Source organism: Bradyrhizobium stylosanthis (assembly GCF_001641335.1).
Classification (GTDB): Bacteria; Pseudomonadota; Alphaproteobacteria; order Rhizobiales; family Xanthobacteraceae; genus Bradyrhizobium; species Bradyrhizobium stylosanthis.
The window spans coordinates 40,675-63,715 of the sequence record NZ_LVEM01000011.1; the positions used below are offsets into that span (position 1 = coordinate 40,675).

The 23,041-nt window shown below is 62.3% G+C and carries 8 protein-coding genes; 3 read left to right on the forward strand and 5 right to left on the reverse strand.

Annotation, left to right across the window (positions count from 1 at the left end; genetic code table 11):
- Positions 1 to 128: 128 nt before the first annotated feature.
- On the reverse strand, positions 129 to 1,388 hold the full coding sequence (gene urtA, locus A7X65_RS39940) for an urea ABC transporter substrate-binding protein (RefSeq protein ID WP_063694892.1): 1,260 nt from the start codon (positions 1,386 to 1,388) through the stop codon (positions 129 to 131).
- 171 nt (positions 1,389 to 1,559) lie between these two features.
- On the opposite strand from urtA, the gene A7X65_RS39945 reads away from it, so the two are divergent.
- The 3 genes from A7X65_RS39945 to A7X65_RS39955 all read left to right on the forward strand — a co-directional run bounded on the left by A7X65_RS39945 (position 1,560) and on the right by A7X65_RS39955 (position 6,414).
- The gene (locus tag A7X65_RS39945; protein ID WP_063694893.1) at positions 1,560 to 4,928 is read left to right on the forward strand and encodes a hybrid sensor histidine kinase/response regulator; all 3,369 of its coding nucleotides are present in this window, start codon (positions 1,560 to 1,562) and stop codon (positions 4,926 to 4,928) included.
- Positions 4,918 to 5,847, forward strand: coding sequence for a response regulator transcription factor (locus A7X65_RS39950; RefSeq protein WP_063694894.1), 930 nt, complete (start codon positions 4,918 to 4,920; stop codon positions 5,845 to 5,847). The genes A7X65_RS39945 and A7X65_RS39950 overlap by 11 nt, the downstream gene beginning before the upstream one ends.
- Before the next feature lie 213 nt (positions 5,848 to 6,060).
- Positions 6,061 to 6,414, forward strand: coding sequence for a hypothetical protein (locus A7X65_RS39955; RefSeq protein ID WP_063694895.1), 354 nt, complete (start codon positions 6,061 to 6,063; stop codon positions 6,412 to 6,414).
- A gap of 148 nt (positions 6,415 to 6,562) precedes the next feature.
- On the opposite strand, the gene A7X65_RS39960 is transcribed toward A7X65_RS39955, so the two are convergent.
- The 4 genes from A7X65_RS39960 to A7X65_RS39975 form a co-directional block, all read right to left on the reverse strand.
- Positions 6,563 to 16,324 (reverse strand): calcium-binding protein, encoded by a 9,762-nt coding sequence (locus tag A7X65_RS39960; RefSeq protein ID WP_063694896.1) that lies wholly within the window; start codon positions 16,322 to 16,324, stop codon positions 6,563 to 6,565.
- Positions 16,325 to 18,054: 1,730 nt separating this feature from the next.
- Entirely contained in the window at positions 18,055 to 19,314 is a 1,260-nt protein-coding gene (locus A7X65_RS39965; protein ID WP_145670032.1) for a hypothetical protein, read from the reverse strand.
- A 90-nt stretch (positions 19,315 to 19,404) separates the two neighbouring features.
- Positions 19,405 to 20,844 (reverse strand): HlyD family type I secretion periplasmic adaptor subunit, encoded by a 1,440-nt coding sequence (locus tag A7X65_RS39970; protein WP_063694898.1) that lies wholly within the window; start codon positions 20,842 to 20,844, stop codon positions 19,405 to 19,407.
- Entirely contained in the window at positions 20,831 to 22,957 is a 2,127-nt protein-coding gene (locus A7X65_RS39975) for a type I secretion system permease/ATPase (RefSeq protein ID WP_063694899.1), read from the reverse strand. Before A7X65_RS39975 ends, A7X65_RS39970 begins: the two co-directional genes overlap by 14 nt.
- Between the last annotated feature and the right edge of the window lie 84 nt (positions 22,958 to 23,041).

A 23,041-nucleotide genomic window follows, 5' to 3' on the forward strand; every position in this document is an offset into this window, starting at 1 on the left:
GGGAACAGCGTCCCGCGTCCGAGGGTCCCGCGTCGCGATTGACATCGCGACGCGGGGGTCGTGGGCATGGACTTGCAATCCACGCCAGGGAGCTCTTGCTGGGGAAGCTTGCGGGAAATTCCGCGCGTTTACTGGTAGCCCTTCGGGAACGGGTCCGGCTCGACCAGATCTGCGGTCTCGTAGATCAGCTCGAACTGGCCATCGAGCTTGGCGCGACCGACGCGGGTCTTCGACCAGAGATGATGGTTCTCGTGGATGCGCACATAGCCTTCCGGCGCGCCCTTGAACTCGACGCCGGGCGAGGCCGCCGCGATCTTGTCGACGTCGAACGAGCCCGCCTTCTCGACCGTCAGCTTCCACAGCCACGGGCCGAGATAGGCAGCCTGGGTGACGTCTCCGATCACGGTCTTTTCGCCCCATGCCTTCTTGAAGGCCGGCACGAACGCCTTGTTGTTGGGATTGTCGAGCGACTGGAAGTACTTCATGCAGGCATAGGCGCCCGCAATGTTCTCGCCGCCGATGCCGTCGATCTCGTCCTCGGTCACCGAAATCGTCAGCAGCGGCTGCTTGGAGAGGTCGATACCGGCAGCCTTCAGCTGCTTGTAGAAGGCGACATTGGAGCCGCCGACGACGTCGGTGAAGATCACGTCAGGCTTGGTCAGCTTGATCTTGTTGATGACCGAGTTGAACTGGGTCGAGCCGAGCGCGTAGTACTCCTCGCCGACGACCTTGCCCTTCAGCACGTTCTCGACATGCTTGCGCGCGATCTTGTTCGAGGTCCGCGGCCAGATGTAGTCGGAGCCGATGAAGAAGAACGATTTGGCGCCCTTCTCCTTGGCGATCCAGTTCAGGCCGGCGAGGATCTGCTGGGTGGCTTCCTGGCCGGTGTAGATCACGTTCTTGGACTGCTCGAGACCTTCATAGAAGGTCGGGTAGTAGAGCATGCCGTTGTACTGCTCCATCACGGGCAGCACCGCCTTGCGCGAGGCCGAAGTCCAGCAACCCATGATCGCCGCGACCTTGTCGTTGACGAGGAGCTTCTTGGCTTTTTCCGCAAAGGTCGGCCAATCGGAGGCGCCGTCTTCCTGGATGAACTTGATCTTGCGCCCGAGCACGCCGCCGGCGGCGTTGATCTGCTCGATGGCGAGCTTTTCGGCCTCGATCGACCCGGTCTCGGAGATCGCCATGGTACCGGTCGCCGAATGCAGGATACCGACCGTCACTTCGGTGTCGGTGACCGCAAGACCCGTGGTGTTGACCGCCGAGGTCGCCGGGGCCTGGGCGAAGGACGCCCGCGGCAGCATGGTGACGGCCGGCACGGCCGCCATTCCCATCAATAATTTGCGCCGGAGCGGCGACAATAGGCCCTTGTTGGCTTCGTCTGACATGAGCACCCCACTTTTTGTTCGAGGACACGCGATTGGTGCCGTGAGGATGGCTCGAATTTGTGCAGCGCAAGCATACGCAAGATCGCGTATACTGCACCGCAAAATACCGACGTAGGCTTTTGGTACGGGATTTGCGAGGGATCCGGCGACAGTTTCGGAAGTGGGGTTCGAGTGGCAGGGCGGCAGCGAATAGACCGCGTCAGGCGCCAGTACAACCAATGGGTCGCCAACCAGACGCTGGAAGACTACGCGCTGCGCTTCACCGCCAAGAGCGCACGGCGCTGGTCCGCCGCCCGTGTCGCCAACACCGCACTTGGTGCGATCTCATTTCTGGCGCTGGAAGCGATCGGCGGCACCATCACGCTGAACTACGGCGCCTCCAACGCAATCGCCGCCATTCTGGTGGTCAGCGTCATCATCTTCCTCTGTGGCCTGCCGATTGCCTATTATGCCGCAAAATGCGGCACCGATATCGACCTGCTGACCCGAGGCGCCGGTTTCGGCTATATCGGCTCGACCATTACCTCGCTGATCTACGCGTCCTTCACGTTCATCTTCTTCGCGTTTGAGGCGGTCATTCTGGCCGCGGCGCTGGAGCTGTGCTTCGGAATCCCCCGCCCGCTCGGCTATCTCATCAGCGCCATCGTCATCATCCCCCTGGTCACCCACGGGATTACCCTGATCAGCCGCTTCCAGCTGTGGACACAGCCGATCTGGATCGTCCTGCACGTGCTCCCCTTCCTGGCGATCGCCTGGGCCAATCCGCATTCGTTTACAGAGTGGCGGACATTCGCCGGCGAGCATGGCGATCCCAACGGGCATCTCGATCTCCTGCTGTTCGGTACCGCAGCGTCGGTGGTGTTCTCGCTGGTGGCGCAGATCGGCGAGCAGGTCGACTTCCTGCGCTTCCTGCCGCGCGACCGCCGTACCTCTCGAACCTCCTGGTGGATCGCCCTGCTCAGCGCCGGCCCCGGCTGGATCGTTTTCGGCGCGCTCAAATTGCTGGTCGGCTCCTTCCTGGCCTATTTCGCGCTGAGCCATGGCGTCGGGCTCGAACAGGCTGCCGAGCCGGCCAACATGTATCTCGAAGCCTTTCGCTATGTGCTGTCACAGCCGGACCTCGCGCTGGCGCTGACCGGCACTTTCGTGATCCTGTCGCAAGTCAAGATCAACGTCACCAACGCCTATGCCGGCTCGATCGCCTGGTCGAACTTCTTCTCACGATTGACGCACAGCCATCCCGGTCGCGTGGTCTGGCTCGTGTTCAACGTCGTGGTGGCGCTGCTCCTGATGGAAATCGGTGTCTACAAGGCGCTCGAGCAGACACTGGCGCTCTACTCCAACGTTGCGATCGCATGGGTCGGCGCTCTGGTCGCCGATCTCGTCATCAACAAGCCGCTTGGCCTGCGTCCACCGCAAATCGAGTTCAAGCGCGCCCATCTCTACGACATCAACCCGGTCGGCGTCGGCGCCATGACGATCGCGACCATTGCCTCGATCAGCGCGTTCTATGGCGTGTTTGGCCCGACAGCGAAGGCGCTGTCGGCCTTCGTCGCCCTCGCAGCCGCCTTCGTCTCCGCGCCGCTCATCGCTTGGGCCACCGGCGGCAAGTACTACATCGCCCGGAAGCCGAAGCGGGGCTGGCAGAACGTCGAGGCCATCCAATGCTGTATCTGCGAGCATTCGTTCGAGCCAGAGGACATGGCATCATGCCCCGCCTATGCCGGACCAATCTGCTCGCTGTGTTGCTCGCTCGACGCCCGCTGTCATGACCTCTGCAAGCCGCACGCTCGGGCCGGTGCACAGGTGTCGGAAGCCCTCGGCAAGATGCTGCCCGAGACGATCCATACCCGGATCAACTCGCAGTTCGGCCAGTATATCGGCGTATTCGCTGTCTCGGCCGGGCTCGTAGGGCTCGTGCTCGGACTGGTGTACCTGCAGACCTCAGCGACCGTGCATGCCGACGCACTGCTGGCTGACGTGCTATGGAAAGTGTTCTTCTCGCTGATCATCATCATCGGAGTCGTTGCCTGGCTTTTCGTGCTTGCGCAGCAGAGCCGTCGCGCAGCGGAGGAGGAAACGCGGCGACAGACCACGCTGCTGATCCAGGAGATCGACGCGCACAAGCGCACCGACGCCGAATTGCAGCGCGCCAAGGAGGTCGCGGAGTCCGCCAACCTCGCCAAGAGCCGTTATGTGGTCGGACTGAGCCACGAGCTTCGCTCCCCGCTGAACGCGATCTCCGGCTATGCGCAGTTGCTCGAGCAGGACAACAGTCTGCAGGCGCGGCCGCGCGATCAGGTTCGCGTGGTCCGCCGCAGCGCGGATCATCTGTCGGGATTGATCGACGGCATCCTCGACATCTCCAAGATCGAGGCCGGACGGCTCTACCTCTCCCGTGACGAGGTTCGCCTCAACGATTTCCTCGATCAGCTCGTCGGCATGTTCCGCCTGCAGGCTGCAGCCAAGGGCATCGACTTCATGTTCAAGCGGCCGGCGATTCTGCCGGTCGTGGTCTATGCGGATGAGAAGCGGTTGCGGCAGATCCTGATCAATCTGCTGTCGAACGCGATCAAGTTCACGCAGACCGGCAGCGTCAAGTTCGTCGTGCATTATCGCAGCCCCGTCGCCGAATTCGAGGTCGTCGATACCGGCCCCGGCATCCGGCAGGACGATCTCGAACGCATCTTCGCCCCCTTCGAGCGCGGCGCGCTCGGCGTGGCGCAGCCGCAGACCGGTACCGGCCTGGGTCTCACGATCAGCCGCCTGCTCGCGGGCGTGATGGGCGGCGACATCAAGGTGACGAGCACGGTCGGGACCGGCGCGACCTTCCGCGTGAAGCTCCTGCTCTCCGAGGTCACCAATCCCCGGCGCGATGCACCGGTGGAGGCGCCGATCTACGGCTATCTCGGCCCGCGCAAGACGATCCTGATCACCGACGATGACCCGACGCATCGCGATCTCCTGCGCGAGGTGCTGGCGCCGCTCGGCTTCATCCTGCTCAGCGCCCCCGATGGTCCCGGCTGCCTCGCGCTGGCGCAGCACTGCCGGCCCGACCTGTTCCTGCTCGATATCTCCATGGCGGGCATGGACGGCTGGACGGTGGCAGAGACCTTGCGCGCCAACGGCCATCACACCGCGCGCATCCTGATGGTGTCGGCAAGCGCGCTCGAAGCGCATGGCGCGCCGCTGGCACAGCCGTTCCACGACGGCTATCTGATGAAGCCGATCGACATCCCGCGGCTGCTGGAAACCATCCGCCAATTGCTCAAGCTCGACTGGCAGTACGACGCCGAGCAGGCGCCGGCGCCGCTGTGGAAACCGGAGAGCGGCTCGCGGCCTCCGGGGAAATATGTCGAAGAGCTGATCGATCTTGGCCGGCTCGGCTATGTCCGGGCGATCCAGCTCAAGCTCGACGAAATCGGCACCGAGCTGCCGGAGCACGCCGACTTCGTCACCCATATGCGCGCACTGCTCGACCGTTTCGATCTCGACCAATACATGGCGACGCTGAAAACCCTGCACAGCTATGATCACTGACCCCAAAAAACGCGACGTCGCCCTCGTCGTCGACGATTCTCCCGAGACGCTCCGGCTCCTGACCGATGCACTCGATGGCGCAGGCATGACCGTGATGGTCGCACTCGATGGCTTATCCGCGATGCGGATCGTCGACCAGATCACGCCAGACATCGTGCTGCTTGATGCGGTGATGCCAGGCATGGACGGGTTCGAGACCTGCAAGCGGCTCAAGCGCGATGCCGGCCTCGACGGCGTGCCGATCATCTTCATGACCGGCCTGGCCGAGACCGAGCACATCGTGCGCGGGCTCGAAGCCGGCGGCGTCGACTATGTCACCAAGCCGATCGCGATTGAGGAGATACTGGCACGCATTCGCGTCCACCTTGCCAACGCGCGGCTGACCCAGAGTGCGCGCGCAGCGCACGACGTCTCCGGCCGCTATCTGCTCGCGGTGAACGATGCCGGCAAGATCAAGTGGGCCACGCCGCAGGCGCAGAAGCTGCTGGCGGATGCCCTCGCGGTCGATGCCGACGATAACCTGGTTCTGCCCGACCCGATACCGCAATGGATCGATCAGATCCAGAAAGGCAAAGCCGCCTCGAAGACTGTCGCGATGGCGTCGTCTACCGCCAACGAGCAGCTTCGGCTGCAATATGTGGGCAAGCTCGGCCCGAACGAACTATTGCTGCGGCTGGCAAAGGACACAGGCACAGACTCGCCGGCGGAATTCCCGCGTGAGCTCGGGTTGACGACACGTGAGAGCGAAGTGCTGTCCTGGCTGGCGAAAGGCAAAACCAATCGCGACATCGCGCAGATCCTGGGCCTCTCTCCACGCACCGTCGACAAGCATCTCGAGCAGATCTATGCCAAGCTCGGCGTCGAGAACCGCACGGCGGCGGCGGCGATCGCGGTCAACGCAAACCGGCGCAATTCGTAGAAACGCATTCCGTTGATCTGATCTGAGGTTGTCAGACACACTGCCTGACCGCGGAGCGAAGCCAAGCGCCAGTTTTGCGTCGCACCATCCCCGCCCCCTGGAACGCTCACTTTTTGAGCATGCAACAGCGGCTGAGCTCAGGCTTAATCACGCTAACGTCGAATCGTGCTCACCAACGGTGCGTAAGACATAAGACAGGCAGTGGAGGATCGGATGCGACAGCTCGTGCAGGTCGCTCTCTGGGTGTTCGTCTCTACGCTGAATGGCACGGCGCTCGCCTTCGACCGTGGACAATACGACAACGTCCCGCCTGACATCCGCGCATGGTTCAAATCCGTGACCGCGCCGAACGGCGTGCCGTGCTGCGACATCTCGGATGGTCATCGTACCGAGTATGATTATCGTGACGGCACCTATTGGGTCCCGATTGAAGGACAGTGGATGGCTGTACCCGAGCGGGCCATCATCCGCGATCGCGGCAATCCGGTCGGCCAGGCCGTCGTGTGGTACGTGCATCACCGCGGCAACATCATCATCAGCTGTTTTGTGCCGGCAGACGCGGTGTAAACTGTCGAACTGTCAGCCGGTCGCCATATAGCTCCAGCCTGCTGACGCCAACCGACCGCGCAGCCGTACGCGACTTGCGCATCGCGCCTTCGCCTCACAAGGCATTGGAGAAGGCACCCCGCCCAACGGGCGTGGTGCCTTCGTCTTGCTATGCGTGCCAGGCCGCCGTGACCGCGCCCTGGAGGGCCGTATCGTTCGGCAGCACATGAATGCTCGCGCTGGTTGGGTCAAATCCGGTGTTGTTCGCCGAATACGTCGCCATCGCCTGCACCAGCTGCGAGATCTGGCTGTCAATCTTGAGACCACCAGCCGTGATCGCCTGCATCGAACCTGCGCTGCCCGAGAACCAATTGCTGATCGTCGTGCTGGTATTGGAGCCAAGCAGATCGATCTTGAGATCATTGCCGGCCTGCTCGAACCACAGATTCTGATCGGTCATACCGCTGAGGAAGTCGATCTCGTTCTTCGAACCGGTCGCGGCCGACAGATTGATCTGCGCCTGGCCCGTGCTCGTGGTGACCTGGTACACATTGCTTCTGGCGCCGCCATAGGCCGTCTCCGCCCCCGAACCGAACTGGAAGACGTTCGCGCCGTAGTCGTTTCCAGTGAGCGTGGCGTTCGCCGCGCTTCCCGTCCAGGTGAAGGTCGACGTGGCATCGACCAGGTTCGACCTGCTCCAGTTGCTGCCGTTCGCGAACTGAATGTGCGTGAGCCCCTGGATCTGGCTGCCGTCGCCCCAATACTGGAAGTTCACGCGGAAGGAATCCCCCGTCGACGGCACGCTCAGCGTCATGGCATCGCCACTGCGGCTGAACTGCACCTCCCACGGGTTGATGTCGCTGAGCACCAGCGTGTCGTCGCGGCTGTAGCCCGAGCCGGGATTGGTCAGCGTGTCGTGACCGTATCCCTTGGCGAAGACGATGCGGTCGGAGCCGTTGCCGGAGACCGAGATCGTATCGTCGCCCGCTCCCGCATCGGCCGTGTAGCCGGTGGCCGGAAGCGTGAGGGAGTCGTTGCCGGAAGTACCCCGGATCCAGGCGTTCGCCGCGATCGTCGCCCGGTCCCAGAGGGTTCCGTCCGCAAACTGGATATGCGTAATCCCCTGGATCTGGCTGCCGTCTCCCCAGAACTGGAAGTTCACGTTGAACGTGTCACCGGTCGCCAGCACCTTGACGAGCATGGCATCTCCGTTCCGGCTGAGCTGGACGTCAGCGGGATTGAGGTTCTTCAAGACCAGCGTGTCGTCCCGGTTGTAGCCCGAACCCGGGTTCGTCAGCGCGTCATGGCCGTATCCCGAACCGAAGATGATCCGGTCTGAGCCGTTGCCGGAGACCGAAATCGTGTCGTCGCCCGCACCGGCATCGGCGGTGATGCCGGTGGCCGGAAGCGTGAGGGAGTCGTTGCCGGAGGTGCCGCGCACCCAGGCATTCGCCGCAATCGCCGTCCGATCCCAGATGGTCCCGTCCGCAAACTTGATCGAGCCGATGCCGTAACTGAGACCATCGGCGTAAAATTGCCAGAGCGCCGTGAACGTCTCGCCAGTCGCGGATATCTTCACGATCAGCTGGTTGCCCGACCTCGACAGCACGATATCGGACGGCAGAAGCCCCGTGAGATCCAGGACGTCGGTACGCTGGTAGCCGTTGCCGGGGTTGTCGAGCAGGTCGTGACCGGAGCCTACGCCGAACACGAAGCGGTCGGAGCCATTGCCCGAGACACTGAACGTGTCATCGCCCGCCCCCGTATCGACCGTGGCGGCGTTTGCCGGGAGGCCGATCGAGTCGTTACCCGCCGTCCCCCTGATCCAGGCGTTCGACGCGATGAACGTGTAGTCCCAGACTGTCCCGTCAGCGAACTGGATGGCGCTGATCCCGTAGGAATTGACGTTCCCGAAGACGAGATCGTTGTGGATGGTGATCGCGTCGGTCGTGTCGTTACGGAATTTGACGATCAGGTCGCCGGCACTGTTCGAGCCCAGGATGACGTCCTGCACCGAGACGTTGCTGCCGAGCGCCACGACGCCCTTGCCGCCATTGAGCTGAACGTCAGCCAAGCCGTCGCCCTTGTCGTACCTGATCGTATTGTTGCCATCCCCGCCTGCGCTGGCATTCCCGAACTTGATCGCACCGTTCCCCTGCGTGATCTCGAACACGTTCGAGCGCATGTTGCTGCCGACGAGATTGTAGTTGTTGGCGGTGCCGATCCAGGTGAATGCGGACGGTCCCTGGCTCATGTCCAGAACGGTGCCGTCACTGAACTTCACGTTCTTGATCGCGCTGGTGACGACGCCGTTGGTGAAATGCAGGTCGCCCCAGACGTTGATGCTGTCGGCATCATCGCCCCGCAGCTTGAGGATCAGGTCGCCGTAGCCGTTGGTCTGCCAATAGACGTCCTGCGCCGAGATGGTCGGACCGAGGTCCAGTTTGCCACTGAAATTGTTGGCCTGAACGTTCAGCGCAAGGCCGCCCTTGTCGAACTTGACGATATTGATGCCGCCGACGGCGCTGGCATCGGCGAAGTTGATCTTTCCGTTGGCCGCGGTGACCTCGTAGATGTTGGTCCCGAATGTCGTGCCCGTGATGGTGAAGTTCGCGGTATTGCCGAGCCAGTTGAAGTTGGAAGGACCGTGGCTCATGTCCAGCACGGTTCCGTCGCTGAACTTGACGGTCTTGACCGCACTCGTCAAAGCGCCGTTGACGACATGCAGGTCGCCCCAGAAATTGACGCTGTCGGCGTCATCACCACGGAGCCTCATGATGAGATCGCCGTAGCCATTGCTCTGCCAATACACGTCCTGCGCCGAGATGGCCGGACCGAGGTCCAGCTCGCCGCTGAAATTGTTGGCTTGGACGTTCAGCGCCTGGCCGCCCTTGTCGAACTTCACGATGTTGATGCCGCCGACTGCGCCGGCATCGGCAAAGTTGATCTTCCCGTTCGCCGCCGTGACCTCGTAGATGTTGGTCCCGAACGTCGTCCCGGTGATGTTGAAGTTCGCGGTGTTGCCGAGCCAGGTGAACTTCGAGAGACCGTGGCTCATGTCGAGCACCGTCCCGTCAGCAAACTTCACCGTCTTGATCGCGCTGGTGAGGACGCCATTCGTGACATGCATGTCGCCCCAGACGTTGATGCTGTCGGCATCGTCGCCGCGGATCTTCAGGATCAGGTCGCCGTAGCCGTTGCTCTGCCAGTACACGTTCTGGGCTGCGATCTGCGGGCCAAGATCAAGAATGCCGCTGAAGTTATTGGCCTGAACCGCGAGGTTCTGGCCTCCCTTGTCGAACTTCACGATGTTGGTGCCGCCGGCCGCGGCCGCATCGGCAAAGTTGATGTGGCCGCCGACGCTGACCTCGTACACGTTGGTGCCGAGATTGGTCCCGGTGATGGTGAAGTTCGCGGTATTGCCGAGCCAGGTGAAGACGCCGGGTCCGTGGCTGATGTCCAGCGAAGAACCGTCAGCGAACTTGACCGTCTTGATCGCGCTCGTCACGACGCCATTGGTGAGGTGCATGTCACCCCAGACGTTGATGCTGTCGGCGTCGTCGCCGCGGATCTTGAGGATCAGATCGCCCCACTGGTTGGTCTGCCAGTACAGGTCCTGAGCCCAAATTTGCGGCCCGAGGTCGAGGATGCCGCTGAAGTTATTGGCCTCGACCGCGAGGTTCTGGCTTCCCTTGTCGAACTTGACGATGTTCGTACCGCCGGCTGCGGCCGCGTTGGTGAAGCTGATGTGGCCGGAAACGGTCACCTCGTAGATGTTGGTCCCGAAATTGGAGCCGGTGATGTTGAAGTTCGCCGTGTTACCGAGCCAGGTGAAGGCGGCCGGACCATGGCTGGTGTCCAGAACGGTCCCGTCACCGAACGTCACGGTCTTGATCGCACTCGTGACGACGCCGTTCGCGAGCTGCAGATCGCCCCAAATGGCGATGCTGTCCGCGTTGTCACCCCGGAGCTTCATGAACATGTTGCCCCAGGTGTCGGTCTGCCAGTAGACGTCCTCCGCCGAGATCTGCGGGCCGAGCGCTAGGCTGCCGGCGAAATTGTGGGTGTCGACGATCAGGTTCTGCGCGCCCTTGTCGAACTTGACGATGTTGGTGCCGCCGACCGCGCTGACATTAGCGAAGTTCAGTTTGCCGGGGGCCGTCACCTCGTAGACGTTGGTGCCGTAGATTGACCCAACCATGTCGAAATTGGCGGTGTTGAGCACCCAGGTGAAGGTCAGCGGCAGGCCGTGTCCGGCGCTCGGCTGGCCGAGGGCCAGCGACGTGCCGTCGCTGAACTTCAGCGAGGACAGCGTGCTCGTCACGCCCCACGCATTGGCGGTCAACGCGCCGTAGACCGTGAGGCTGTCGGTCGTCCCCCGCAATTTGACCAGGAGATCGCGGCCGTTGGCCTGGAGGATGATGTCATCGGGCGAGATATCGCTGCCGAGCCGGACGCTGGCGACCGTCTGGTCCATGGTCACCGCACCGTCGCCGCGGTTGAACACATAGAGGTCACCGCTGCCGCCTGCGAGGACGGCTTTGACCTGGTCGGGGTTCCAGATCACCCCGTCGGAGAAGGAAATCGCGCGCAGGCCTCCGGACGTCGTAAACTCGTTCAGAATGGTAATCGTCTTACCCGTGCTGTTGACCGTGATCACCAGATTGGCGCCGCTATTGGCCACCGGCCGCGACAGGCTGACGTCCGTCGACGCAATGTCGGTCAGGTCGAGCTCGGACTGAAGACGGCCGGGATCGTCGATCACGACATTGCCGCCCGACGAGCTGTAGACATAGGTATCCTGTCCGCCGGCGCCATGCAGCGAGCGGTCCACCGTGCCCGCGACGATGATGTCGTTGGTCCTGAAGCCCGTGATCGACGTGTCCGTCGACGCGGTCTCCTGCACCAGCCACATCGCGCGCAGATCGGCCTGGGTCCACACCGTGCCGTCGTCGAACACGATCTGCTCGACGCCCGAGGTCTGGTTTCCGGTCTCCTCGTCCGTGAGCAGGATCGAGCCGCTGTCGCCGGCGCCGGGGGCGCTCTCGGCAATGACGAGCGTCATGTCGGCCCCGTTCCGCGTCAGGTGAACCGCCGATGGCGCGATGTTCTGCAGCCTCAACGTATCGAAGCTGCTGTAATTGCCGAGCCAGACCTCATAGATGGTGTCGTTGCCGTCGCCGTGCGAATAGACATAGGTGTCGTCGCCCGGCGCGCCGTAGAGGACGTCGTCGCCCTTGCCGCCACGTATCGTATCGTTGGTCGCAAAGCCGTAGATCGTGTCGTTGCCGTCGGTCGTAGCGTCGGCCAGCACGCGAACGCGCATCTGGTCCTGGTTCCACACCGTGCCGTCGTCGAACACGATCTGCTCGACGCCGGCGGCGAGCCCTCCATTGAGCTCGTCCTTCAGCAGGATCGAACCGCCATCGCCCGCGCCCGGCGCGCTCTCCGCGATCTGGAGCGTCACGTCGTTGCTGTTGCCGTTACGCACCAGCCTGATCGAGGCCGGATCGATGTTGCGCAGTCTCAGCGTATCGTAGCTGCTGTAGTTGCCGAGGAACACTTCGGTGATGGAGTCGTTGCCGTCACCGCGCGTGTAGATATAGGTGTCGTCGCCTGCGCCGCCGCTGATGGTGTCGTCGCCGTGGCCGCCCTCGATGACGTCGTTGGTGTTGAAGGCGACGATCGTGTCGTTTCCTGGCGTGGTGGCCTGCGCCAGCACCTTCACGCGGAGATCGCTCTGGGTCCAGACCGTGCCGTCGTCGAACACGACCTGCTCGACGCCCTGGGCGAACCAATTGTCGAGCTCACCCTGTAGCACTACGGAGCCGCCATCGCCGACGCCCGGTGCGCTCTCGGCAAAGACCAGCGCGACGTCGCTGTAATTGACGCGGGTGAACGAGACGTCGGCTGGGTTGATGCCGTGCAGCACGAGCGTGTCGAACTCCGGTCCTTGCGCATCGGCGAGGTCGTAGATCGTATCGTGCCCGTCGCCGCGGGAATAAACGTAAGTATCGTCGCCCTGACCGCCGTAAAGGTAGTCGTCGCCGCCCCGGCCCTGCAGCGTGTCGTCATAGCCGAAGCCGTAGATGGTGTCGTTGCCGCTGGTTCCGGCCTCGTCATCGACCTGCAGCAGGATGTCGTGCCATCCGAGCACGGTGCCGTCGGCGAAGGTGAAGTTCTCGATCCGGTCGTCCATCGTCGCGATCAGGCCGTAGATGATGGAGAATTCGCCCCGGACAATCAGGCTGTCGTCGGTACCATTGATCGTGATCCTGATATCGCTGGTATTGCCGTCGTGGTGGAAGGTCAGGTCGCTCCGGGAGATGCCTTCCTTGAACTGCACGGTATCGTCGGTGCCGCTCAGGATGTAGTTGACCCGGTCCTCGATCGTATCCGAGCCGTAGCCCCGGCCGAACACATAGGTGTCGTTGCCGTTGCCACCGGTCATGAAATCATTGCCGGCACCGCCATCGAGCAGGTCGTCATAGTTGAAGCCGGTGATCGTGTCGTTGCCCGCCGTGCCGGCAGCGGCGTCCAGAGCCTTGATGATGTCTTCCCAGCCGATGTAGCTGCCATCATCGAAGGTGAAGATTTCGATTCTGTCCTGCTGGGTGTTGAGGAGCCCATAGGCGACGCTGAACTGGCCGGTGACGGTCAGGGCGTCGCTGGTACCGTTGATCGAGACCCGGAGATCGTCGCTGACGCCGACGCGCTGGAACGTAACGTCATCCTCGGTGATCCCTGCGCCAAAATGCACGTAGTCGTTCGAGGCCTGCCAGACCCAGACTTCCCTGTCCTCGATGGTGTCGTGGCCGTAGCCGAGGCCGAAGAAGTAGTGATCACCGGAATCGCCGCCGGACATGAAGTCAGTCCCGGCGCCACCATTGAGGAAATCGACGTCGGGCGTTCCGATCAGATTGTCGTCGGTCGCATGGGACGGCATGCCGATCGCCTTGGCGATGTCGAGCTGGTCCCAGGTGGTGCCATCGGCGAATTTGATGATCTCGATCTGCTTGTCGAAATCCTGGAACGCGGTGACGAGGCCGGGCCTGCGGCCGGCGAATTCATCGACCACGCGGATCTGGTTGCTGGTCCCGTTCTGGGTGATCAGGAGATCGAACCCGTCGCGGGTGAAAGTCAGGTCCGAGACGTTGAGGTGGGAGAACCAGATGCTGTCCTCCTGGTTCTGCCCCAATCCCTGCCAGACGTCCTGGATGACGTCGTGGCCGAAATTGTACCCGACGATATAGGCATCGGAGCCACCCTGCCCCTGCGCCAACTGATTGGTGGAGTCGAGATAGAACAGGTCGGTCTTGGTGTCGTTGCCGGCGAGCGTCCCGCTACCCGTCTTGATCTCGGAGGCCGGGATGTCGAAGATCGCGGCCGCCTGCTGCAGCGAGATCGCAAGCGGCACGTCCTCATAAGCGCCGACCAGGTTCTGGAACAGGAACGCGTCGGTAAGCTGATGGCCCTCGTTGTCGCGCTGGAAATCGGGCAGCACGACGTTGATGATGTCGTGCCACTGCGCAAGGAAATCCTGCGCGCCGCTGGCCGTCGCGGGGGCGGCGTGGAAGATCGCCTCCAGCATCGGCACCAGTTGATGGTCCGTGCTCGGGCGGAACGTGTCGCTCGCAACGTCGTAGGTGATCCCGGCGAAGAACGGCGCCAGAGGACCTTGCGCCGCAAGGCGGACGGCGAGCTTGTTCAGGGTGTTCCACGAAGCCGTGAGACCGTCCGCAACCACGTGAACCGCGTCGGAACTCGGGTTGTCGCTCATGACGAAGCCGAGATCGAGGCCGGTGTAGCGCTCGAGGAAAGCGATGTCCTGCGCCGTGAGCTTGGTCCAACTGCCCTGCGCCGGGGGACTTGCCAGGACCATGTCGATGGTCGGATGACCATAGACGAGGGTCTTCTCGGCATTGTAGACGGGTTGCCCGCTCGCATAGCCGTAGTAAGGCACGTTCTGCCCACCGGCAGTCCCGTACTCGCCCTTCTTGACCAGGAAGTCGTAGGCGATGCCGCCAGTTCGGGTCACGTCACCGACGAACCAGAAGTCCTGCGTCGCCTCGGTGCCGGGCGTGCCTGCCGGCACCGGCACGGCGCCCGCCCAGGCGTAGAGGATGGTCCGGGCGGCCTCGCGCAAGCTCGCAAGCGACAGCGTGTTCAGGGACGGCAGCGCCGCGTCGACCGTCTGGACCAGATCCGGATCGAGCGTCATCGCCACGTGCAGATCGGTCAGCGTGCCAAACCCCTTGAGGTCGGGCCGGCTTGCGGCGTCGGGACTGACGGAGCTGTCGCCCTGCCAGGTGGTGTGGGTGTTGTCGGTATCGAATTTCACCTCGCCGATCGTGCCGGTGGTACCGTCGCCGCGCACGAACGTACCGGTAGCGGCAATGATGTTGCCGCTGTCGGTCGTGTTGGTGACAGTCGATCCGGTCGAGATCGAGACGATGTCGAGCGAAGCCAGCGACTTCAACTCGCCCGCATCGGTCTTGCCGTCCTCATTGGCGTCAACCCAGACCTTCAGCGTGGCGAAGGTGTCGCTCGCATCGACGACGCCGTCGCCGTTGAAATCGGCAAGGCCGTCGTCGAGCGCACTGATCTTGCCGTCATGGTTGCCGTCGAGCGTCGCGAGCTGCGTGAAGCCCGGCGTCTGGTCGTTGCCGAACATCTCGCCGATGTCGTCGATCTTGCCATTGCCGTTGAGATCGCGCACCAGCATGCCATCGCCGCCGCGCACCCAGCCGACGCGTTCGGCAAAGCCGTCCTTGTCGACGTCGAACGAGGCGTTGTTGCCGGCCATGGAGGACAGATTCACCCCGTCGCCGTTGAGATCGAGGACCAGCGGATCGGTCCAGTTCCGCAACTTGCCAGTCGTTGCCTGGGCGATCTTCTTCATGGCCGTGAGGGCCGAGGCAGCAGTCTCGAAGCCGGCGGTCCAGCCGTTGCTGCGTTCGATCCGGTAAGTGACCTGGATGACGAACAGGCCCGCGGTCAGGTTGCTTGACGCGTCGGTCGTGAAGTTGAAGTGGGGGATGAAGGTTTCGTTGCCCAGCGCATCAACGATGACGAGGTCACCCTGCTGGTTTCGGCCGTAGCCCACGCCGTTGCCGTAAGCGTACTTACTTTCAGTTCCCCACTGCACGCCACCGGTGAGCACCACTCCGTTGAACGTCATTCGGTCGTCAGTGCTTGCGTCCTCTATCAGCAACTGGCCATTATGAGAGATCTCGATCTTGTCGCTGCCGCTGCCGGTGTGAATAATCGTACCAGCGCCGGTGGTCTTCACCGTGTCGTTGCCGCCACCGAGATCGATGGTCAATCCGTCGTCGGTTTCCTTGACAGTGTCGTCCTGGGACGTCAGCTTGAATTTCGAGAACTCGTCAAAGAGCGCATTGCCGTAACGGATCAAGTCTCCGATCGAGAAAAGCGAAATTCCTTTTGACAAAGAGCTGAAATCGACCGTGGCTTTGCCGCTGCCGAGGACGTTATCTGCTTCGAACTTGACCTTCGTCTTGAGATTGGAGAGATCATCCTTGATTTGAACCGTGGTATTGGCCTCGGTTACCTTGACGGTCTCCACTCCGATCAGCGTGTCAGCCTGGCCCTGACCGCCGGCTTGCACTGTTATGCCCGCATAGGGATCAACGGATTGCAGCTTCGAGTATGTAACGGTCAGCGTCTGCCCGGAGAAATCACTGCCATAGATGGCCGTATCCTCGTTGCCGGCACCGCCCAGAAAGACGACCGAGTCTGCGGCACCGCCAGAATGCGCCGTGTAGGTGTCTTTGTCCTTGCCCCCGACAATAACGTCGCTTCCGCCGCCACTCTCGAACTTGTTGTTGCCGTCGCCGCCGACAAGATAGTCGCCGGCCGTTGAGCCTTTGATATCGTCGGCTCCCGTTCCACCAAGCACAACGTGGGACAACGACGTGTCGCCAGAGTCACCCGCTTGCTTCGCATCGTAAGCAATAGCTCCGTCTGCGCTCCCAGCCTGCGCGATCAGAATCCTCCAATCATTCGACAGTGCCTTGGAGCCATCGCGTACTTCATTCCTGGTCGCCCCAATGATTGTCGTCATTGCGGCGTTGGTAAATCCGATCCCTGCGTCCACAAGATCTGTCGCGACAGCCTCTGCAACCGCCGTATTGATGTCACGGACCCCATAAGCCTGGGTTAAAGAACCGGATAGCGTCTCCTGCTGCGTTGGATCGTCAGGGTCGGCGTCAATGTCACCAAGATCGATGCGAATGTATCCAGCAGTTGGGCCGTTGGCATCACCCGCGCCAAATACATTCATGCCGACATCGGTGATGACAGAGCCATTGGATTGAACGCCCAACGCGTCGCGAACAACCTGCAAGCCCAGCTTGACGACGCCAGAATGCACCGAGAGCTGATCATTCTGCGCTGTCGCATCCAACCCCTGCCCGACAGCTCCGGTCGCCAACCAGGCGCCAAAGCGTGCGTAGAATTTTTCGTAGAACCCGTCGCTCTGGCCGACACTCTTCCACAATGCGCGATAGAGAATGCCCGGCGACGATCCGCCGGAAGTCACGCCGCTATATCCGAAACTCCCTCCGGCCGGGTCGACTCGATCGCCTTCGACAGGACCGCTGATGCCCGGTGCTTCGAAGAGTGAGTACCGTAGCGCCTGATCGCCCTTCAATAGATTTTCAAATTTGTTCGGCTCGGTGCGAGTGCGAATAAGAAGGTTATAGAGTGTAGGGCTGTGCAGCGAACTAGGCGCCGTATCAATGAAGGCAGAGAGCGCAGACGGCGCAACACCGACGTCGATCGCATCAGGCGCAACGGGAAATACTCCCCCGATTGCGTCGAAGATGCCGCCCAGAAGCCCGCCGGACAAGATTTCACCCTTAACCGAATAGGCTGAGAGATTTGCGGACATATTCTCTTCAAAATCGACAAGAAGGTCATTCGCCAAATCAAGAAAGCGAGTGACATTCGCAGCGGAGTCCCCCAACCCTGTCAGAAAGTCGGTTCGATTATCGTCGTCGCCGAGGCCCACGAGCTCTGACACCAAGGCCGGCACCGGAATGCCAAGATCGAGCTCGCTTTGAGCGAGCGCCATCTTGAATGCGGTGTACTGGAGCTGCCTCTCGAAGGGCGCTGGGTCGATCGCGTATCCCTTGACATTCGCAATTGCCGAGACGAGGCCTGCCAATCCTCCGCCCAAGGACTGGCCTACGACGACAACCTGCTTACCGCTTAGCGCGGCGAGAGCTTTCGCGGCTTGCGTGAGCGCCAGCGCATCGTCGAGCTGAGTCTGCTGGGCGGTTCCCGCCCCTAACAAGAGATCATTGGCACAATCACCAACGTCGATCTGTCCGCCCGAAGCGGAGGGCGCCAGTTGGTTCAACCCAGCGGCACGCGCTGCCTTTAAACCGTCCTGGAAGCTGACCGACAAATCAGTTCCGCGAAAAACCACGTAGATGGTGGTGCCATCCGTAACGACCTCACCAACGAATCCACGGGGCGAATAGAAGAAACCGCCGTTTGGAGTCAGCCCAACAGGTTGCGGCAGGTTTGGTACCGGATCTACTCCTAACTCGCCGAGCGAGATTGGGTTATCGTCTGCATTTCGGTTGTAGACCTGCTCCGCGAGAGCTGCCGCAAGTTGAAGCTGTGTCAGACTCATCATAGCCCCCCAAAAATATTTCCAATCTGGTACCTGCGCGGAAGAACGACAAACTCGTCACGCTCGAAGTCCAGCTGCGATCCTTCACGCCACGATTGAAGCTGCTCGTTGATGCTCTTGCCGTTGATTTCGCTGAGGAAGACAGGCGTCCCATAGAAGCCGCCCGGCACCTCTTCGACCTTGAACACCGTATCGTCGCAATAGGCGAACCCGCGCAACTCGGGCCTTGTTTCTGCATTGATCCGGGGCGGCTCCGGCTTTGCTTTGATCTCGGACGGAAGCTCGCCGTCGGCTCTCATCCGGTTCACCGAACGATCAATCCGCGCTGGGTAAACATCGCCCGCAACATAACGATTGAAAAATATGACCGCTCCCGGCTGGCGTCGGGGCAATCCTTGAGGGCCACTCGCGCTGTCTAGGTCCTGCAAGTAGTCCAAAAACCGATTCCCTTCGAACAGCACGGGGCTCTTGGGATCCACGGCAATGCTCCACAATGCCCTGCGCATCTCCCAGCTCGGAAACCAATAGACAGGCTTGTCGGCCGGCCAAAATTGACGCGCCAAGTCGCGCGCCGCATCGGGAAGCTTGATCCACGATGCACCAAGGCAACCGGAAGCCATCACCCGATAGCCTAGCTTCCAGTGCGGCGGGTCCCACATGTTCTTTGGGTTGATGCCGAGGAGCTCGTAGGTGATGAAGTTCTTCGGCGCTTCGGTGCGGCGCCATTCCTGCCATTCCTCGAACGTCGCCTTACCAATGGAGGCGCCGAAGAATTTGAGTTCAGAAAGTGGGCTCGCGTAAGCATCCTCTGACGCATAGGCGATCCCAGACCACGGCGCTTCTGCATCTTCGTAGGAGACGACAAGCGGTAGCAGATTTTGAGGGACTCTGCCATTTTCGGTGGTCTCGCCCTTACACGCTTGCGGCGGACGGATCACCACGCCGTGCCCATCCTTCATCTTGAGCCCAAACGCCATCGGCGCGACGCCAACTTCGACCGTCCTGTCGTTATCCTTGTAAGTCGTGATCCTGACATTGCAGCCGACGACGATATCGAAATCGAGGGGCTCGCCCTTGTAGACCAGACTGGCTTTGAACCGGTAGTAGTAGCCGCGATCCTGACCGGGCGAGGTGACCTTGACGGACTTCGTAAAGCTCCAGACGCCGAACAGGCCTCGCCCGATCTCGATCTGCAGCACAAGGCCGGCGGCGAGCCCAACAAGAACGACTCCAACGATGGCGGCGACAACCCTCTTCATACTGTCACCGACGAAGTGGACGGCTTTGCCGCCCGCCGACCTGCGGACCTTGCTCGTGCACAATGAGTCCATCGATCTGAAGCATATCGATCATCTCTCCCTCAAGCTCTCCTGCCGATACCGCAACAGCGGCGACATCACGTATTCGATGATCCGTCTCCGCCCCGTCTTGATCTCCACCGTCACGGCCATGCCGGGTGCCAGGTTCACCATCTTGTCCTCGACCTGCATCTGCGTGCCCTCGAGCGAGACGCGCGCGGCGTAGAGCAGTTCCTGGCCGGCGGGCTCGCTCGATTCCGACAGCGCGCCGCCCTGCTTCGACGCGCCGTTCCGTTCCGGCGGCTTGTCCTTGACGATGGCATCGCGGGAGACGCTGATGACCTTGCCGTGGAGCAGGCCGTAGCGGGTGAAGTTGAAGGTGTCGATCTTGATCTCGGCGTCCTGGCCGTGCTCGACGAAGCCGATGTCGCGGTTGGAGATCATCGCCTCGACCTCGATGCTGGAGCCGCGCGGCACGATCATCATCAGCTGCTGCGCCGGCGAGACCACGCCGCCGACGGTGTGGATGGCGAGCTGCTGCACGGTGCCGTCGATCGGCGCACGCAGGAGCTGCTCGTCGGTCTTCTGCTGCGCCTTGATGGCGTCCTGACGGAACTCGTCGGCCTTCTTCTGAGCATCGGAGAGATCGCTCAGGACCTGCCGCTCGAAGCCGGATTTGGTCTGGGCGAGCTGCTGCTCCAGCGCGCGGCGCGCCGCCTCGATCTCGACCAGCTTGCGCTCCTGCACGATGCGCTCGTTCTGCTGGTCGATCAGGCGGGTCTGGGCGTCGATCCAGGCGATGCGGTTGCCGTACTGGATATCCATCGCCTTCTTGCGGATGGTCAGCGTCTCCTCGAGCAGCGGCAGCGTCGCGTCAATCTTGGCGATCGCGGCCGTGACCGACTGCGCCTCCGCGCGCTTCTGGTCGATCTGCTGCACGACGGAGGCTAGTTTTGCCTGTTGTTCGGCGGCCTGGGCGAGCATGGCGGAGCGGGCCCGGGCAATCTCGACCTCGGATGCGCCCCTTGGCTCCTCGAGGTCATGGGGTGCGGCAAGGTCGCCAAAGCTGCGACGCAGCGCCGACAGGCGCGCGACGTCGAGCAGGCTCGCGACAAGGTCCTGCCCTACCCGCTTGCGTTCGGCCTGGGTCACCGTGCGGTCGAGCTCGACCAGCACTTGGCCGGCCGTGACCTTGTCGCCGTCATGCACGTGGATCGCCGAGACGATGCCGGTCTCCAGCGGCTGGATCGTCTTGGTGCGGCCGGTCGGCACCACCTTGCCGGTGGCGGTGGCGATGATGTCGACATGGCCGAAGGTCGCCCAGCCGATCGCCAGCGCGAAGAACAGGATGATGGTGAGGCCGACCGCCCGCCCGACGGGCGATGCCGGTGTTTCCAGGATCTCCAGCGCCGCGGGCAGGAACTCGCGCGCGTCGCGCTGGCGGCGCCAGAACGTGCGGCTCTTGCGCTCGATCACGTCAGCCGACGACATGGAGACCCGCCTGAATCTGGTGCAGCATGGCGTAGCGCCCCGCCTTCTTGATCAGCTCGTCATGGCTGCCGTCCTCGACCAGACGGCCGGCCTCGATGGTGAGGATACGATCGGCGTGACGCACCGCCGAGAGCCGATGCGCGATGATGAAGACGGTCCGGCCAGCGCAGATCTTGCGCATGTTGCGCTGGATGATGTTCTCGCTCTCGTAGTCCAGCGCGCTGGTAGCCTCGTCGAAGATCAGGACGCGCGGGTTGGTGACGAGCGCCCGCGCGATCGCGATGCGCTGGCGCTGGCCGCCCGACAGACTGGCACCGCGCTCGCCGACAATCGTGTTGTAGCCATCCGGCAGCGCCAGGATGAACTCGTGCGCACCCGCAAGCTCGGCCGCGGCAATCACCCGCTCCATCGCCATGCCGGGATCGGCAAGCGCGATGTTGTCGCGGATGGTGCGATTGAACAGCACGTTCTCCTGCAGCACCGTGCCGATCTGGCGCCGCAGCCAGGCGACGTCGGCAACCGTGAGGTCAATGCCGTCGATCAGGATGCGGCCGGCCTCCGGCACGTAGAGCCGCTGGATCAGTTTTGTCAGCGTCGACTTGCCGGAGCCGGAGGGACCGACGATGCCGATGATCTGTCCGGGCGTGACCTTGAGCGAGATGTCCTGCAGCGCCAGCGAGGTATCGGGCCGGTAGCGGAAGTTGACATGATCGAAGGTCACCTCGCCCTTGATCGGCGGCAAGGTTGCGCGCGAGGGATCGAACATCGGTTCGGGCGCGGCGTTCAGGATGTCGCCGAGCCGGGCGATCGAGACCCGCGCCTGGTGGAAATCCTGCCAGAGCTGGGCGAGCCGCAGCACCGGCTGCGCCACCCGGCCAGCCAGCATATTGAAGGCGATGAGCTCGCCGACCGAGAGACCGCCCTCGATGACGAGGTGCGCGCCGAAATAGAGTGTCAGCGCGGTGACCAGCTTGCTGATGAACTGTACCGACTGGCTCGCCCAATTGCCGAGCGAGAGCACGTCGAAGCTGGCGCTGACATAGCCTGCGAGCTGCTCCTCCCAGCGCCGCTGCATCTGCGGCTCGATCGCCATCGCCTTCAGCGTCTGGATCGCGTTGACGCTCTCGACCAGGAAGGCCTGGTTCTCGGCGCCGCGGTCGAACTTCTTGTCGAGACGTTCGCGGAAGATCGGGGTCACGCCGGCCGATATCGCGACATAGAACGGGAACGAGCCGACCACGATCCAGGTCAGGAACGGCGAATAGTAGAACATCACCGCCAGGAAGACGAAGGTGAAGCCGAGATCGATCACCAGCGTCAGCGCCGAGCTGGTGAGGAAGTTGCGGATGTTCTCGAGCTCGCGGACCCGCGCGACGGAATCGCCAGCCCGCCGCGCCTCGAAATAGGCGATCGGCAGCGCGATCAAATGGCGGAACAGGCGCGCGCCGAGCTCGACGTCGATCCGGTTGGTGGTGTGGGAGAAGACATAGGTTCGCAAGGCCCCGAGCACGGTCTCGAAGATCGAGACCGTGATCAAGCCGAACACCAGCACATCGAGCGTGGTGTAGCCACGATGCGCCAGCACCTTGTCGGTGACGACCTGGAAGAACAGCGGCGTCACCAGTGCAAACAGCTGCAGGAAGAACGAGGCGATCAGCACCTCGCCGAGCAGCCGGCGATATTTGTGCATGGCCTGGAGGAACCAGGTGACGTCGAAGCGGCGCGCGAGGTCGGACAGCGAGGCCCGCCGCGTCATCAGCACGATGCGGCCGGTCCAGCTTTCCTCGAACTCGGCACGCTTGACTACCTGCGGACGGTTGACGGCGGGATCGTGAACGAGCACATCGTCCGTGCCGACCTTGCCGACAATGGCAAACGATCCGTCGCGCCGCTCGATGATGCCGGGCAAGGAAAGCTTGGCAAGGCCTGTCCAGCTTTCGCGAACGACCCTCGCCTTCAGCTTGAGCTGCTTGGCGCAGCGGAGCATCTCCAGCACGCCGACGGCGCCACCGGAAAACTGGTGAGCGATCTGCGCCGGGTCCACCGACACCTGATGAAATCGCAACAGCAGCGCAAGGCACTGCAGCCCCGTATCCTGTTTTACGGCTTCCACACCCACCCCAGCCAAGCCTACTACCTTAGATCGCGTTACCGACTATTGCACGTTTCCTCAGGTCGTCAAAGATCGATGCGTAAC